General features: G+C 67.6%; 11 protein-coding genes. 3 read left to right on the top strand and 8 right to left on the bottom strand.

Annotated elements, in window-relative coordinates:
* Window positions 1-3: 3 nt before the first annotated feature.
* From SI859A1_RS18500 to SI859A1_RS18485, 4 genes are all read right to left on the bottom strand, one after another.
* A complete protein-coding gene (locus SI859A1_RS18500; RefSeq protein ID WP_244401080.1) occupies window positions 4-318 on the bottom strand; it encodes an STAS domain-containing protein in 315 nt (104 codons plus the stop codon).
* Window positions 302-1,240 carry an STAS domain-containing protein gene (locus tag SI859A1_RS18495; protein WP_009211199.1) on the bottom strand — a complete coding sequence of 313 codons (939 nt, stop codon included), beginning with the start codon at window positions 1,238-1,240 and terminating at the stop codon, window positions 302-304. The genes SI859A1_RS18500 and SI859A1_RS18495 overlap by 17 nt, the downstream gene beginning before the upstream one ends.
* Before the next feature lie 214 nt (window positions 1,241-1,454).
* Window positions 1,455-2,243, bottom strand: a complete 789-nt coding sequence (locus SI859A1_RS18490) for an SDR family oxidoreductase (protein WP_009211198.1) — start codon at window positions 2,241-2,243, stop codon at window positions 1,455-1,457.
* Complete coding sequence (locus SI859A1_RS18485) at window positions 2,233-3,168, bottom strand: dihydrodipicolinate synthase family protein (protein WP_040326012.1); 936 nt, start codon at window positions 3,166-3,168, stop codon at window positions 2,233-2,235. Before SI859A1_RS18485 ends, SI859A1_RS18490 begins: the two co-directional genes overlap by 11 nt.
* A 296-nt stretch (window positions 3,169-3,464) precedes the next feature.
* Here SI859A1_RS18485 and SI859A1_RS18480 point away from each other — a divergent pair, with 296 nt between their 5' ends.
* Window positions 3,465-5,057 carry a gamma-glutamyltransferase family protein gene (locus tag SI859A1_RS18480; RefSeq protein ID WP_040326011.1) on the top strand — a complete coding sequence of 531 codons (1,593 nt, stop codon included), beginning with the start codon at window positions 3,465-3,467 and terminating at the stop codon, window positions 5,055-5,057.
* A gap of 24 nt (window positions 5,058-5,081) precedes the next feature.
* Here SI859A1_RS18480 and SI859A1_RS18475 read toward each other — a convergent pair whose 3' ends face one another.
* On the bottom strand, window positions 5,082-5,552 hold the full coding sequence (locus tag SI859A1_RS18475) for an Lrp/AsnC family transcriptional regulator (RefSeq protein ID WP_009211195.1): 471 nt from the start codon (window positions 5,550-5,552) through the stop codon (window positions 5,082-5,084).
* A gap of 166 nt (window positions 5,553-5,718) precedes the next feature.
* On the opposite strand from SI859A1_RS18475, the gene SI859A1_RS18470 reads away from it, so the two are divergent.
* Window positions 5,719-8,103, top strand: a complete 2,385-nt coding sequence (locus tag SI859A1_RS18470; protein ID WP_009211194.1) for a thiamine pyrophosphate-binding protein — start codon at window positions 5,719-5,721, stop codon at window positions 8,101-8,103.
* A 37-nt stretch (window positions 8,104-8,140) separates the two neighbouring features.
* Here the strand turns inward: SI859A1_RS18470 and trhA are convergent, their stop codons facing one another.
* Complete coding sequence (gene trhA / locus SI859A1_RS18465; protein WP_040326010.1) at window positions 8,141-8,794, bottom strand: PAQR family membrane homeostasis protein TrhA; 654 nt, start codon at window positions 8,792-8,794, stop codon at window positions 8,141-8,143.
* Between the two features lie 229 nt (window positions 8,795-9,023).
* Between trhA and SI859A1_RS18460 the strand changes: the two genes are divergently transcribed.
* On the top strand, window positions 9,024-10,865 hold the full coding sequence (locus SI859A1_RS18460) for an acyl-CoA thioesterase (protein ID WP_009211192.1): 1,842 nt from the start codon (window positions 9,024-9,026) through the stop codon (window positions 10,863-10,865).
* A gap of 31 nt (window positions 10,866-10,896) precedes the next feature.
* Here SI859A1_RS18460 and SI859A1_RS18455 read toward each other — a convergent pair whose 3' ends face one another.
* A complete protein-coding gene (locus tag SI859A1_RS18455; RefSeq protein WP_244401078.1) occupies window positions 10,897-13,230 on the bottom strand; it encodes a putative bifunctional diguanylate cyclase/phosphodiesterase in 2,334 nt (777 codons plus the stop codon).
* A 302-nt stretch (window positions 13,231-13,532) separates the two neighbouring features.
* The gene (locus SI859A1_RS18450; protein WP_024349360.1) at window positions 13,533-14,198 is read right to left on the bottom strand and encodes a YiaD family glycine zipper/OmpA-like lipoprotein; all 666 of its coding nucleotides are present in this window, start codon (window positions 14,196-14,198) and stop codon (window positions 13,533-13,535) included.
* Window positions 14,199-14,426: the final 228 nt, after the last annotated feature.

Here is a 14,426-nt window from a genome sequence, read left to right as displayed (position 1 = left end):
CGCCTAGTTCCGCTCGCCCAGGATCAGGTTGATCGCCCGATCGGCGTTCAGCGCCGTCTCGACGCCCTCGAGCGTCATGCCCAGCTCGACCAGCGTCATGGCGACGGCCGGGCGCATGCCCACGACGACGGTGCGGGCGTTCATCATCCGCGCCATCTGCGCCATGGCGCCCAGCATCCGGCCGGCAAAGGTGTCGACGATCTCCAGGCTGCCGATGTCTATGATCACGCCGACGGCGTTCTTGCGGGACACCTCCTCGACCAGCTGGTCCTGCAGGGCCAGGATGTCGTGATCGTCCAGGTCATCGCGGATCGCCACGATGACGCAGCCGGTGATCGTGACGATCGGGGTGGTTCCAACCGAGGCTTCCACCCGTCACTGCTCCTTTGGGGGAGACGCCGATCCGCTCGAAGGCGTAGGCGAGGCCGCTCTGCAGATCGACCCGGGTGGTGATGTTCGGCAGCTCGACGCCGAGATTGACCACCGTCTGGGCGATCTTCGGGCGGATGCCGCAGATCACGCAGTGGGCGCCCATCAGGCGGACGGCCGCGGCGGTCTTCAGGAGATGCTGGGCGACCAGCGTGTCGACGGTGGACACGCCCGTGATGTCGATGATCGCGACCTCGGCTTCCCACTGGACGATGGCGTCGAGGAGGTTTTCCATCACCGTCTGGGCGCGGAAGGAATCCAGCGTGCCGATCAGCGGCACCGTGACGATGCGGTCCCAGATCTTGACCACCGGCGCCGAAACCTCGGTCATTTCCTCGCGCTGGCGCTCGATGACGGCTTCGCGTTTCGACACCAGCGACTCGATCGCCTGCAGCACGATCTGGTCGACCATGCGGGTGGTGTTCCACAGCTCCGCGCTCATCTGCTTCGGCTTCTCGGCCAGATCGGCGGCCAGATGGTCGAACAGCGGCTGCTTGAGAGAGGCGATGAACCAGCCCATCTCCGAGGGCGTCACGCCGCGCTGGGTGCGGCTCTCGGTGATCTCCTCGATCGCGTCGCGGACCGGGTCCCAGCCCGGATTGGCGAAGTCGAAGCTGGCGTCGGTGGCCGCCGTCTGGCTGGACCGCGCCAGCGCGGTCAGGAGGTCCCGGCTCTGGCGCTCGGTCTCTTTCGCCGAGACCAGATCGGTCCGCTTGACGCCTTCCTTGGCCTGGGCCTTCATCCAGGCGGAGAGGATCTTCTCGAATTCGTCCTGCAGAAGAGAGGCCGTCGTCGTCGTTTCGCTCGCCATTTCGTGCCTTGCCTGTCCTGATATGTCCCTGACCGTCTATGGCCCGTCGCGACGCCGCATGCAACGCGGCAGCCGGAAATGCAGCCGCAACAACCCTTTGGGCCGTCGGCGGACAGGTGGCAGGCAGGAGTTTTCGAGCTGTCGGGCAGGGATGCGACGACGGTACGCGGCGGGCGGGATCTGGCGGCCCCGCCCGCGACACACCCGATCGGCGTCAGACGGACTTGGTGGCGCCGCCGTCACAGCGGATCACCGAGCCGGTGACGTAGCTGGCCTTGCCGGAGACGAGGAACGCCGCCACCGCGGCGAATTCCGCCACGTCGCCATAGCGCTTGGCCGGAATGGCGAGCCGCGAGGCCTCGCGCACGTCCTCCACCGCCTTGCCGGACTTGGAGGCATTGGCGTTGTCGAGTTCGTCCACGCGCTCGGTGTGGATGCGGCCCGGCAGCAGCATGTTCACGCAGACGCCGTCGCCGGCGACCTCGTTCGACAGCGACTTCGACCAGCCGACCAGCGCCGAGCGCAGGGTGTTGGACAGGGCGAGGTTCGGGATCGGCTGGATGACGCCCGAGGAGGCGATGGTCAGGATGCGGCCCCAGCCCGCCTCGCGCATGCCCGGAAGCACGCGGTTGGTCAGGTCGATGACCCGCTGCACCATCATCTGGAACTGCTTCTCGAGCACGGCGACATCCATGCCGACGGCGCCGCCCGGAGGCGGGCCACCGGTGTTGTTGACCAGGATGTCGACGCCGCCGAGCTTGTCGAGGGCGGCCTGATGCAGCGTCTCGACGAAGCTCGCATCGGCGAGGTCGGCGGCGATGTAGTCGGCCTTGCCGGCGCCGCGGGCGTTGATCGCCTCGCAATTGGCCGCCAGCTTGTCGGCGCTGCGCCCGCACAGGAGGACGTTGGCGCCTTCGGCGGCCAGCGCTTCGGCGATGCCGAGGCCGAGGCCGCGCGAGGAGGCGAGGACGAGGGCGCGCTTGCCGTTGAGATCAAGATCCATGGCCGAGCCTTTCCAGTTTGGTTTCGGTGCGTTTCATCAGCCGGTCGATATCGGTGTGATCGGCAGGTGAAAGTTTCGGTCCCGGCGCGCGCACGCGGGCCGAGGCGATGGCGCCGCGGCGACGCAGCACTTCCTTGCGGGCGGCGAGGCCGAAGACCAGCTGCTGCTCGTAGCGCAGGATCGGTAGATAGGCGTCGAACAGGTCCTCGGCGCCGTCCACGTCGCCGGCATGGTGGCGACGCACCACCTCGACCAGCATCTCCGGATAGGCAAAGCCGGTCATCGCGCCATCGGCGCCGCGCTGCAGCTCCTGCGGCAAATAGAGCCCGCCATTGCCGCACAGGATCGACATACGCGGCGTGTCGGCGGTGCCGGACTTGCTGCGCACCGCGGTGATCTTGGCCAGACCCGGCGAATCCTCATGCTTGAGCATGACGATCTGCTTGTGGTTGCGGGTCAGGGTCAGGATCGTTGCCGAGGAGACCGGCACGCCCGTGGTCTGCGGAAAGTCCTGGAAGCAGATCGGCACGTCGGGGCCGAGCGCCTCGCAGACCTGTCCGAAATAATTGATGATCCGGTCCTCGACCGCCGGTCCCGGCGTCGGGGCGATCATCACGCCGGCCGCGCCCGCTTCCATGACGGAATCGACCGAGCGCTTCATGTTGTCGATACCGGCACCCGAGGCGCCGACGATCACCGGGATGCGGCCGTCGATCCGGTCGAGCACGCGCTTGGCGAAGGTGCGGGATTCCTCGGGGGTGAGCTTGTTCGACTCGCCCATGATCCCGAGGATCGTCATGCCGTTGACGCCGGCGTCGAGATAGAAGTCGACCAGCGTGTCGGTGCTGGCGAGATCGAGCGCGCCGTCGTCGGTGAAGGGCGTTGCGGCGATGATGAAGACGCCGCGACTGTCGCGGTCGATCATTGTGGCTGGCACGGTGATGATTCTCCCTGAATGCTGTCTGCGGCCGGCGGGTCGAGACCTCGAAACAGGCCGGCGCGCGATTTCCCCCGACACGGCGTAGCCCCCTGCATGATTGTATGCAACCTGCCACGACGCGTCGCCGGTGCGCGGGGCGTGCCCCGGAAAGATCGCCGGACGTCTGTCCACCGCATGGCGCTGGCATGCCGGTTGCCATCGGTGCCGGACGCGGCGCATTCTCGCCGCGCAGGACTCGGGAGGGGGTCCGGCTCGCCGGTCTTCAGGAGGTACAGTCCCGCATGCGCTTTCGTCACGACACGCTCTACGCGTCCCGTCGCTCGCCCGTCTTTGCCCGCAACATCGTCTCCACCTCGCAGCCGCTGGCCTCGCAGGCCGGCCTGTCGATGATCGCTAAGGGCGGCAATGCCGTCGACGCGGCGATCGCGGCGGCGGCCGTCCTGGTGCTGGTTGAGCCCACCGGCAACGGCCTCGGGAGCGACGCCTTCGCCATCGTCTGGGACGGCAGCGAACTGCACGGCCTCAACGCTTCGGGCCGCGCTCCGATGGCGTGGAGCCCGGAACGCTTTGCCGGCAAGGCCGCCATGCCCCAGCGCGGCTGGGACAGCGCGACCGTGCCCGGCGCCGTCTCCGCCTGGCGCGACCTGTCGGAGCGCTTCGGCAAGCTGCCCTTCGCCGATCTGCTGGCGCCTGCCATCGCCTATGCCGAGGACGGCTTCCTGGTGTCGCCGATCATCGCCGAATTGTGGGCGCGGGGGGCCGACATCCTCTCGGCGCAGCCCGGTTTCGCCGAGCATTTCATGCCGGGTGGCACGACGCCGGCCGCCGGCACGCTCTATCGCAGTGCCGATCTCGCCCGCTCGCTGCGCCTGATCGCCGAGACCCGGGGCGAGGCCTTCTATCGCGGCGAACTGGCCACGCGCATCGCCGCCTTCGCCAGCGAGACCGGCGGCGCCATGACCGAGGCCGACCTGGCCGCCCACGAGAACGAATGGTGTGGCACCATCAGCCAGGATTACGGCGGGGTCGACCTGCACGAGATCCCGCCCAACGGGCAGGGCATCGCGGCGCTGATGGCGCTCGGCATCCTCAAGCATCTCGGCCTCGAACGCTTTGCGCCGGACAGCGCCGAGGCGCTGCATCTGCAGATCGAGGCGATGAAGCTCGCCTTCCGCGACATGTGGGCCTTCGTCGCCGATCGCGAGCATATGCGCGAGGTGGAGGAGAGGCATCTGCTCGACCCGGCCTATCTGGAAAGCCGCGCCCGGCTGGTCGATCCGCAGAAGGCGCAGGACTTCAAGGCCGGCGCGCCGAAGCAGGGCGGCACGGTGTATCTGTCGGCGGCCGATGCCGACGGCATGATGATCTCCTTCATCCAGTCCAATTACGCCGGCTTCGGCTCGGGCGTCGTCGTGCCGGGCACCGGCATCAGCCTGCAGAATCGCGGCGCCGGCTTCTCGCTGGAAAAAGGCCATCCCAACGAGGTTGCCGGCGGCAAGCGGCCCTTCCACACCATCATTCCCGGCTTCCTGATGAAGGACGGCCAGCCGCTGATGAGCTTCGGCGTCATGGGCGGCCCGATCCAGGCGCAGGGCCATGTACAGATGGTGCTGCGGACCCAGCTCTGGGGCCAAGACCCGCAGACTGCCGTCGACGCACCGCGCTGGCGGATCGTCGAGGGGCTGGACGTGGCGGTGGAAGCGGCAGCTGGCGACGCGGTGATCGCGCAGCTCGAGGCGATGGGCCACCGCATCAGCCGCGAGATGCCCGACACCTCCTATGGCTTCGGCGGAGCGCAGCTCATCCACAAGGTGAAGGACGGCTATGTCGCCGGCTCCGATCCGCGCAAGGACGGGCAGGCCGTGGGCTTCTGACGGTCCTGCGCGAAGGCCGGCGCGTCAGGGCGTGCGCGAAATGCCCGACTTGATGCGCCGCAGCGGGATCGAGGATTCGATCGACGCGACGCCGTCGATCTTGACGAGACGCTCGATCATCAGCGTCTCGAACTCCTTCAGCCCGGTTACGGCGATGCGCAGCAGATAATCGCGATTGCCGGTCATCAGCCAGCAATCGACGACCTCGGGAAAGCGCAGGATCGCGGCTTCGAAGCTGCGCAGCGCCACGTCCACCTGCCGGTCGAGCTTGACCGAGACGAAGATCGACAGGGCGAAGCCCAGCGCCACCTCGTCGATCAGCGCCGCATAGCCGGTGATCACCCCGCTCTCCTCGAGCTGGCGCAGCCGGCGGATGACCGGCGTCGCGCTCAGGCCGACCCGCTGGCTGAGATCAGCCGCCGACATCCGTCCGTCCACTCGAAGCGCGCGCAGGATGCGCAGGTCGATCTCGTCGATCTTGGGGGTATTCACCACGATGAGCCTCTTGCGAAGTGGAAAACTGCCGAACCGCTACCCTTCCACGCAGGTCTTCGCAAGAAAGCGCTTCGCGCCCGGTGATAGCGTCCGCAGGGTTTCCGGCAGTCGCGGCCTGCGCCGCTGCGCCCTGCCGGGAGGGAGAAGACTGCCGGGAGAGCTGCCGATGTCGAGCGAAATGGACCATCTGAAAACCATCGAGCAACGCCTGCTCTGGCTGTCGCACTGGATGATCCACCACGCCAACCATGTCCGGCCGAAGGTGGACGGCATCAAGGTCGGCGGCCACCAGGCCTCCTCGGCCTCGCTCGTCTCGATCATGACGGCGCTGTACTTCTCGGCCCTGCGGCCGGAGGACCGGGTGGCGGTCAAGCCGCATGCCTCGCCGGTCTTTCATGCGATGCAGTATCTGATGGGCCATCAGACCCGCGAGCGGATGGAGAATTTCCGCGGCTATGGCGGCGTCCAGTCCTATCCGTCGCGGACCAAGGATGTCGACGATGTCGATTTCTCCACCGGTTCGGTGGGCCTGGGCGTCGCCATCACCTCCTTCGCCTCGCTGGTCCAGGATTACGTCCAGGCCAAATCCTGGGGTGCCGACATTCCCCTCGGCCGGATGATTGCCCTTGTCGGCGACGCCGAGCTCGACGAGGGCAATGTCTATGAGTGCCTGCAGGAAGGCTGGAAGAACGACCTGCGCAACACCTGGTGGGTCATCGACTACAACCGCCAGTCCCTCGACGGCATCGTGCGCGAAGGGCTGTTCCAGCGGGTCGAGAAGATCTTCGACGCCTTCGGCTGGGACGTGGTGCGGATCAAGTATGGCCGGCTGCAGCGGGCCGCCTTCGAGGAGCCGGGCGGCCAGACGCTGAAGGCGTGGATCGACGCCTGCCCGAACCAGCTCTATGCGGCGCTGACCTTCATGGGCGGCGCGGTCTGGCGGGCCCGCCTGATGGACGCGCTCGGCGACCAGGGCGACGTCACCGCTCTGATCGACCGGCGCAGCGACGACGAACTGGCCGAGCTGATGGAAAATCTTGGCGGCAATTGCGTGCACACCATGGCCGAGACCTTCCGCGCCGTCGACCACGACCGGCCGGTCTGCTTCCTCGCCTATACGATCAAGGGCTGGGGCACGCCGATCGCCGGCCACAAGGACAATCACGGCGGCCTGATGAACAAGGCGCAGATGGCCGAATGGCAGGCCCACATGGGCGTGGCGGAGGGCGCCGAATGGGACCGGTGGGCCACTGTCGAGGACCCGGACGCCCTGCGTGCTTTTCTGGCCGACGTGCCGTTCTTCGCCGAGGGCACGCGCCGCCATGCCGATCGGCCGATTCCCGTTCCTGCGATCGCCACGCGGGCCGAGCCCGAGATGTCCACCCAGGCCGGCTTCGGCCGCATCCTCGACGACATCTCCAAGACCGAAACCGAGCTCGCCGCGCGCATCGTCACCATGTCGCCGGACGTGACCGGCACGACCAGCCTCGGTCCGTGGGTGAACCGGCGCAAGCTGTTCGCCCGCAAGGCTCAGACCGATACCTTCATCTCCGAGAAGATTCCGTCCACGGCGAAATGGGAGTTCACGCCGGAGGGCCAGCATATCGAGCTCGGCATTGCCGAGATGAACCTCTTCCTGCTGCTCGGCGCGGCGGGACTGTCCCATTTGCTGAACGGCCGGCGCTTGCTGCCGATCGGTACCGTCTACGATCCCTTCGTGGCGCGCGGCCTCGATGCCTTGAACTACGCCTGCTACCAGGATGCCCGCTTCATGGTGGTCGGCACGCCCTCCGGCGTGACCCTGGCGCCAGAGGGGGGTGCCCACCAGTCGATCGGTTCGCCGCTGATCGGCATGACGCAGGACGGTCTCGCGGCCTTCGAGCCCGGCTTCGTCGACGAGCTGGCGATCATCATGGGCTGGGGCTTCGCGCATATGCAGCGGGACGGGGAGCTGACGCCCGACCCCCGCACGAGCCTCGCCGATGCCGCCGGCGGTTCGGTCTATCTGCGGCTGACGACCAACCCGCTGGAACAGCCGGGCCGCCGCTCCAGCGCCGATTTCGAACAGGGCGTCGTCGACGGCGCCTACTGGATGCGCGAGCCGGGCCCGAACTGCGAACTGGTCATCGCCTATCAGGGCGCCGTGGCGAACGAGGCCATCGCCGCCGCCGGCCGGCTCGGCCAGCGCCATCGCGACATCGGCGTCCTGGCGGTCACCTCGGCCGACCGGCTGCATGCCGGCTGGAGCGCGGCGCAGCGGGCCCGCCGGCAGGGAGAACGCCGTGCGACCAGCCATGCCGAGCGGCTGTTCGCACGCTTGCCGCCGCATTGCCGGGTCGTGACCGTCATCGACGGTCATCCGACCACGCTGTCCTGGCTCGGCGGCGTCGGTGGCCACCGCACGATCCCCCTCGGCGTCGAACGCTTCGGACAGACCGGCACGATCGGCGATCTCTATCGCCATTTCGGCCTCGATGCCGAGGCGATCGTCGCGGCGGCGACCGGCGCCCTGCAACTGCCCGCAGAGATCGCGGCCGTGGCGGGGCGCTAGCAGGCGCGCACGGCACCTCTGTGCGGACCGGGACCGGCTAGACCGTGATCAGGGTGGAATCCCACACGGCGCCGAAATGGATCGCCGCGGCGGCCACGACGAAGGCGTGCCAGATGGCGTTCTGGAATCGCAACCGTTCCATCAAATGGAAGATGACGCCGATCGAATAGACCAGCCCGCCGGCGACGATCAGCCAGAGCACCTGGGGCGGCAACTGGGTCGACAGGTGGTCGTAGGCGACGATGCCGCTCCAGCCCATGGCGAGGTAGAGGAGGATCGACAGCCGGTCGAACTGTCCCGGCCGGGCGATCTTCAGCGTAATGCCCACCGCCGCGATGCTCCACACGCCGGTAAGCAGCCACCAGGTCTGGCTGCGCACCAGGAAGGGCGTGTAGGTGCCGGCGATCAGCAGGTAGATCGCCGAATGGTCGAGCCGGCGCAGCATCCACTTGATCCGCGACACCGGCCAGACATTGTAGGCGGCCGAAATGCCGATCGAGAACAGCAGCGTGGCGAGATAGATCGTCACCGCCGCAAAGGTCGCCGCCGACACCTCGCCGACCATGGCGATCAGGAAGATGAGGCTGCCGCTCAGCGCCGCGAGGACGCCGACGGCGTGAACGGCCGCGTCGGCGCGCAGTTCGCTGACGGAATAGGTCCAGCGGACGGCGCCGGGATGTGCGTCTGGCATTCGGCTCTCCGATGCTGCTTCCTGCGATCCCGCGACAAAATGCCATGGATCGGTCGTCTCGCCGACTGTGACGGCGTCGTCTTCGCTTGGGGATGCGACATGCCGTAGCGCCGTCATCGCGTTGCGCACTTGTGTCTCTACTCTTTGACTGCAGGGTGGGTTTTGTTAATCGAAGGTTAACAGTCGGGCGCCGTGGCGCCAGCCGCGGTCTTCAGGAACATGGTGCGCAATGACCCAGTTTTCGATTCTCCGATCTGTTCTCTGGGCGCCAACCATCGCGATGTCCTGGCTGTGGGGCCTCGGTTTCTTCTATGCGATCCACGTCACCCTGACCCATGGCTGGCTAGCCTTCGCCGCCTTCGCCACCGCCAACATCACCGGCCTGTTCCTGTTCGGCTGGGTGCTCGGCGCGCCGAACCGGGACCCCGCCGCCATCTTCCGGCAGGTCCAGAGCGCCTATGGCGGCATCTTCCTCCTGTGCCAGCTCGGTGCGGTTGCGCTGACCATCTTCGGCTTCGTCGCCTATGTGTGGCAGCCGCTCTTCGGCGGCGATGCGGCGATCATGGTGGGGCTGCTCGTCCTGATGGGTTGCGCCATCGGCCATGCCCTGCCGCTCGTCCGGCTGAAGCTCCTGCATGTGGTGATGCTCCTGGTCGGCATAACCGCGGCCGGCGTCGCCCTGACCGGCCTGCCGGTGAAAGCCAACCTGCCCAACGTGCCGCTGGCCTCGTTCGATGCCACCTTCTACGGCCTTGTCATCCCGACCCTCGTCGGCTTCCTGCTGGGTCCGTGGATGGATGTGCAGCAATGGCAGCGCGTTCTGGAAATCCATCGCGAGGGCGGCTCGGTGCGCGTCGCCTATGGTGCGGGATCGCTCCTCTTCTGCGGGCTGTTGTGCCTCAACGCGGTTCTCGCCGGGTCCGCGGGGCTGATCACCTTCACCTCGGCCGATGGCGTCGCCCAGGCGCAGCCCGCCGTGGCACTGGCGCTGGCCGGTAGCGGCTCGGGGCTCGCGATCCTTGCCTATCTGGTCTGGTCGGTGGTCGCCGCGCTGACCACCATCGACAGCTTCTACGTGGCAACGCGCTGGCATCTGGGAGCGCTGACGGAGCGCAGCCTCAGCCCGCTGCTTGCCTTCGTTCCGGCCGGGCTGGTGTCGTCGCCCCTGTGGCTTCTGGCGGCAGCCGCCGGCGTCGCCGGCCTTGCCCTGTCGGCCCAGCTCTCGCAGATCGCCCTGATGCTGCCCTTCGCGACGCTGTTGGTGGGCGGCGCGGGCTGCCTGGTCTGCGAGGTGCTGGGGGCGACACGGCGCTACGATCCGGTGCTGTGCTACCTGATCGGGCTGGCCGCCATGCTGATCTTCCTGATCGGCCATGTGGCCCCGATTCCGGCCTTCGTCGCCGGGGCGCCGCTGCTGGCGCTGATCGGCGCCTTCCCGATGCTGGGGCAACTGCTCTTCGGCGCGCCGCCGGAAGTGGCCACCAGGCTCGCGCCGATGCCGTCCGGGCCGATCCCGACGCGGGTCGAGCTCGTCCCGCGCAACGAGAACGTGCCGAGCCCGTCGACGAATACGAGCCTGTCCCACGGCTTCGACGGCCAGACCTTCGTGATGAAGCTGATGCCGACCTATGACGACACCAATTCGGTCGGCAATGTCTATTTCGCCAATTACGTTCGCTGGGTCGGCAAGGCGCGCGAGCTGTTCTTCAACATCTGCATGCCGGATTTCGACCTGAAGACGACGAGCTATTACGTGCTGACCAAGTCGTTCAACCACGACTTCCGTCGCGAGGCGAGTGAGTTCGATCCGGTGACGGTGCGCATCAGGATCGCCCGTCACAACCGCAAATTCGTCACGCTCGCCCACGAGATCCACAGCGAGAGCCAGGGTCTGCTCGGACGCGGCGAGCAATCGCTGATGTTCGTCGATACCGAGCAATACCGGCCGCTGGACATTCCGCGCGACATCATCAGCGGCTTCCTGCCCTACTGGCCGAAGGAATCGCCGCATCTGGGCGAGACGCCGGATGTGGCCGGACTGCCGACGCGGGCGGCCCAGAACAGCATCTGAACGGCGACCGAGCGGCGCAGGCGCGCGGCGCTCAGGCCGCGTGGGGGTTTACGAGGTTCAGCCGCGGCTTGCGGATCAGGGCCTCGGCCTCATCGGCCGGAACCGGGCGGCTGTAGAGATAGCCCTGGAACTGGTGGCAGCCCTGTTCGGCGAGGCAGGTCTGCTGGGCGAGGGTCTCGACCCCTTCGGCCGTCACCGTCATGCCGAGGCTCGTTCCGAGCTGCACGACCGCCCGGACGATGGCGACGTCGGTCTTGGCGTCGGGCAGGTCGCGGACGAAATTGCGGTCGATCTTGATCTTGGTGAACGGCGCGCGGCGCAGATAGCTGAGGCTCGAATAGCCGGTGCCGAAATCGTCGAGCGACAGGCTGACGCCCATGCCGCGCAGGGTCCGCAGGATGTCGAGGATTTCCTGCGTGGCCTCCAGGAACACCGATTCGGTGATCTCCAGTTCCAGCCGCTCGGCAGCGAGCCCGCTCTCCTGCAGCGCGTCGCGGACGATGGCGACGACATCGCTGTGGCGGAACTGGATCGGCGACAGATTGACGGCGACCGTCAGCTTCGACGGCCAGGCGGCGGCGATGCGGCACGCTTCGCGGATCACCCACTGGCCCAGCGGGATGATCGCACCGCTCTGCTCGGCCAGCGGGATGAACTCATCCGGCGGCACCAGCCCGCGGGTCGGGTGCTGCCAGCGCAGGAGCACCTCGAAGCCCTCAATGGTCGCGGCCCGCGCCGAGACCAGCGGCTGGAAGTGGAGGATGAACTCGCGCCGCTCCAGGGCGCCGCGCAGCTCGCCGGTCAGGGCGCGGCATTCCTCGATCTGCTCGTCCATCTGCGCTTCGTAGAAGCGAAAGCTGCGCCCGCCCTCCTGCTTCATCCGGTATAGCGCGACGTCGGCGCGGCGCATCACCTCTTCCGAGCCGTTCTCCGGGGCGGTGGCGACGCCGATGCTGACGCCGACGGAAATCCTCAGATCGCCGATCCGGTAGGGCGCGCTGATCCGGTCCACCAGGTGACCGGCAAGCTCGGCCGCCGCCTCGCGGTCGTGGCCGTTGGCGACGATGGCGAATTCGTCGCCGGCCAGCCGCGCGATGGTCCGGGCCGGGTCGGCGAAGCTCAGGAGGCGTCCGGCGACATTGCGCAGCAGTGCGTCGCCGATACCGTGGCCGAAGGTGTCGTTGACGCTCTTGAACGCATCGAGGTCGAGCCGCAGCACGGCGAAGCGGACCTGATCCGGATCGCCGTTGCGCGCTTCGGCGAGCTTTTCCTGGAAGAGCGACCGGTTGGGCAGCTCCGTCAGGGCATCGTGGCTGGCCAGATAGGCGAGGCGGTCGTCGGTGGTCTTCTTCTGGGTCACGTCGGAGCCGACGCCGCGATAGCCGGAGAACCGGCCGGCCGTGTCGATGATCGGCTTGCCGCTCAGCGCCCACCAGCGGTTACTGCCCGAGACATCCACCGGCAGCACGATCTTGTGGAAGGGCAGGCGCGCGCCGATCGACGACCACAGCATGGCCGCCGCGTGGGCCTCGCCGGTACGGACCGGCGGCGGCAGCAATTCGCCGAGCGGGCGGTCCTGCAGATCCGCGATGCGGGTATTGGCGACCTCGCCGAAGCGGGCCGAGACATGGCGAAGCCGCAGATCGCCGTCGGTCTCCCACAGCCAGTCGCTGGCATTCTCCTCGAAATCGTTGAGGAGGAGATTGGTCAGTTCCTGCTGGCGTTCCAGCTCGACCTGCGAGGCGGCCCGCATGGTCACGAGCCGGCTGAGATGCACGATCGTCGCGAAGATGAAGCCCGAATAGATGGCCAGGAGCACGGCCACGAAGATGTAGAAGGCTTCGCCGGTGGTCGCCAGCGCCACGAAGCTGCCCGCCACGATCGGGCCGGTGAAGCTGATCGCCGCACGCGGCACGACGGCGAGGCCGATGCCGGTGGCGATCAGGCCGGCGCAGGTCGATGCGATGAGCAGCCGCCCGTCGGCGCCGGCCTGCGCGAACAGCACCAGCGGAACGGATCCCAGAAGCGTGCCGGCGAACAGCGCCAGCCGGGCGAACCATTCGACATAGCTGCTGTCGACCCGCTGCGGCTTGGCCGAGCTGCGCCAGCGCCAGCAGCGCTCCAGCGCGATCACCGTCGCGGGGATCGCAAGGCATTGCAGGAGCACGAGATAGCCGGCCAGCTCGGGCTGCCAGAACAGGTAGGAGACGACCTGGACGACGCTGATGCTGGTGATGACGGTAAAGGGGGCGAGGCGGAGGGCAAAGTCCAGCTGCTCGACGCGGACCCGCTCCTGAAGTTGCAGCTCCAGCCGGCGGGGCTTGCGATCCATGTCGATCAGATAGGAGGCCAGGGCCCTGAACAAATCGATCCATCCTACCGCCCGCAGCGGGCTGGTTTCAGGCACACCGGCGAAGTGTTAGGGGTCGGCTCTTAATTTATGCTGAACAGCGGCCGCAACCGGAGCGAGAAAGCCTGATCCTGCATGGGGTTAAGGCGACCGGAGATTGATCTCCCGCAACGCTTTGTACGCAATGTTCGCGACAATTCCGGGCGGCCTGACATCGGGCCATCGCAGGCGCCCGACAGACGGAAAGGCCGCCCGGGATATCCCGGACGGCCTTGCATGTTGGTCGACGATGGTCGCGCCGGATGGGCGCGCCGCACTTAGCCCGCGGTGAGCGGCGAGATCGCGATCTCGACGCGGCGGTTCTGGGCACGGCCGGACTCGGTGTCGTTGGAGGCGACCGGCTGGCTCTCGCCGAAGCCCTGCGTGTTCAGGCGGCGCGGATCGACGCCCTGCGAGGCCAGAAGCTGGCTGACCGAGGAGGCGCGCTGCTGCGACAGGGTGAAGTTGTAGCCGTCGGAGCCCTGGCTGTCGGTGTGGCCGTACACGTTGACGATCGACTTGTCGTATTCCTTCAGGACCAGCGCGACCGAGTTCAGGGTCGGGTAGAAGGCCGGCAGGATCGACGACTGGTCGGTCGGGAAGGTGATGTTGGACGGCATGTTCAGGATGATGCGGTCGCCGACGCGGGTGACCGACACGCCGGTGCCACGCAGCTGGTCGCGCAGCTTGGCTTCCTGGTTGTCCATATAGGCGCCGACGGCGCCGCCGCCGAGCGTACCGATGCCGGCACCGATCAGTGCGGCGCGGCCGGAATCCACGCCGGCGGCGCGGCCGACCAGATAGCCGCCGAGCGCGCCGACGCCGGCGCCGATGCCGGCACCGCCCACGGTGTTGGAGAGCTTCTGCTCGCCGGTATAGGGATCGGTCGTGCAGCCGGCGAAGGCCACGGTGAGGGCGAGAACGAAAGCGAGCTTCTTCATCAGCGAAAGTCCAGATGTGTGAGGCGGGGCGAAGCCCGCGCGAAATGTCCCGGTCCGATGGCCGTTAGACAGCACAGATGTCTGGAATGTGGCTGGATCGTTGCGGCCCGGCCACAGATGCGGCGGCATTGCCGACACAGGTGCCAGACCCGGCCAGACCGTACGGAAGGAGGGCGAGACCGGCGCGGCATGAAGGCCGCGCGGCAGCGACCGCCCGGCGGACCGGGCGAC

The organism is Aurantimonas manganoxydans SI85-9A1 (assembly GCF_000153465.1).
Classification (GTDB): Bacteria; Pseudomonadota; Alphaproteobacteria; order Rhizobiales; family Rhizobiaceae; genus Aurantimonas; species Aurantimonas manganoxydans.
The sequence above is the reverse complement of the archived record's forward strand: the minus strand, read 5'-3'. Positions and strand labels throughout refer to the sequence as shown.

Coding starts and splice junctions, on each gene's coding strand:
- SI859A1_RS18495 (WP_009211199.1), bottom strand. CDS start 1,240: ATGGCGAGCGAAACGACGACGACGGCCTCTCTTCTGCAGGACGAATTC.
- SI859A1_RS18490 (WP_009211198.1), bottom strand. CDS start 2,243: ATGGATCTTGATCTCAACGGCAAGCGCGCCCTCGTCCTCGCCTCCTCG.
- SI859A1_RS18485 (WP_040326012.1), bottom strand. CDS start 3,168: ATGATCGACCGCGACAGTCGCGGCGTCTTCATCATCGCCGCAACGCCC.
- SI859A1_RS18480 (WP_040326011.1), top strand. CDS start 3,465: ATGCGCTTTCGTCACGACACGCTCTACGCGTCCCGTCGCTCGCCCGTC.
- SI859A1_RS18470 (WP_009211194.1), top strand. CDS start 5,719: ATGTCGAGCGAAATGGACCATCTGAAAACCATCGAGCAACGCCTGCTC.
- trhA (WP_040326010.1), bottom strand. CDS start 8,794: ATGCCAGACGCACATCCCGGCGCCGTCCGCTGGACCTATTCCGTCAGC.
- SI859A1_RS18460 (WP_009211192.1), top strand. CDS start 9,024: ATGACCCAGTTTTCGATTCTCCGATCTGTTCTCTGGGCGCCAACCATC.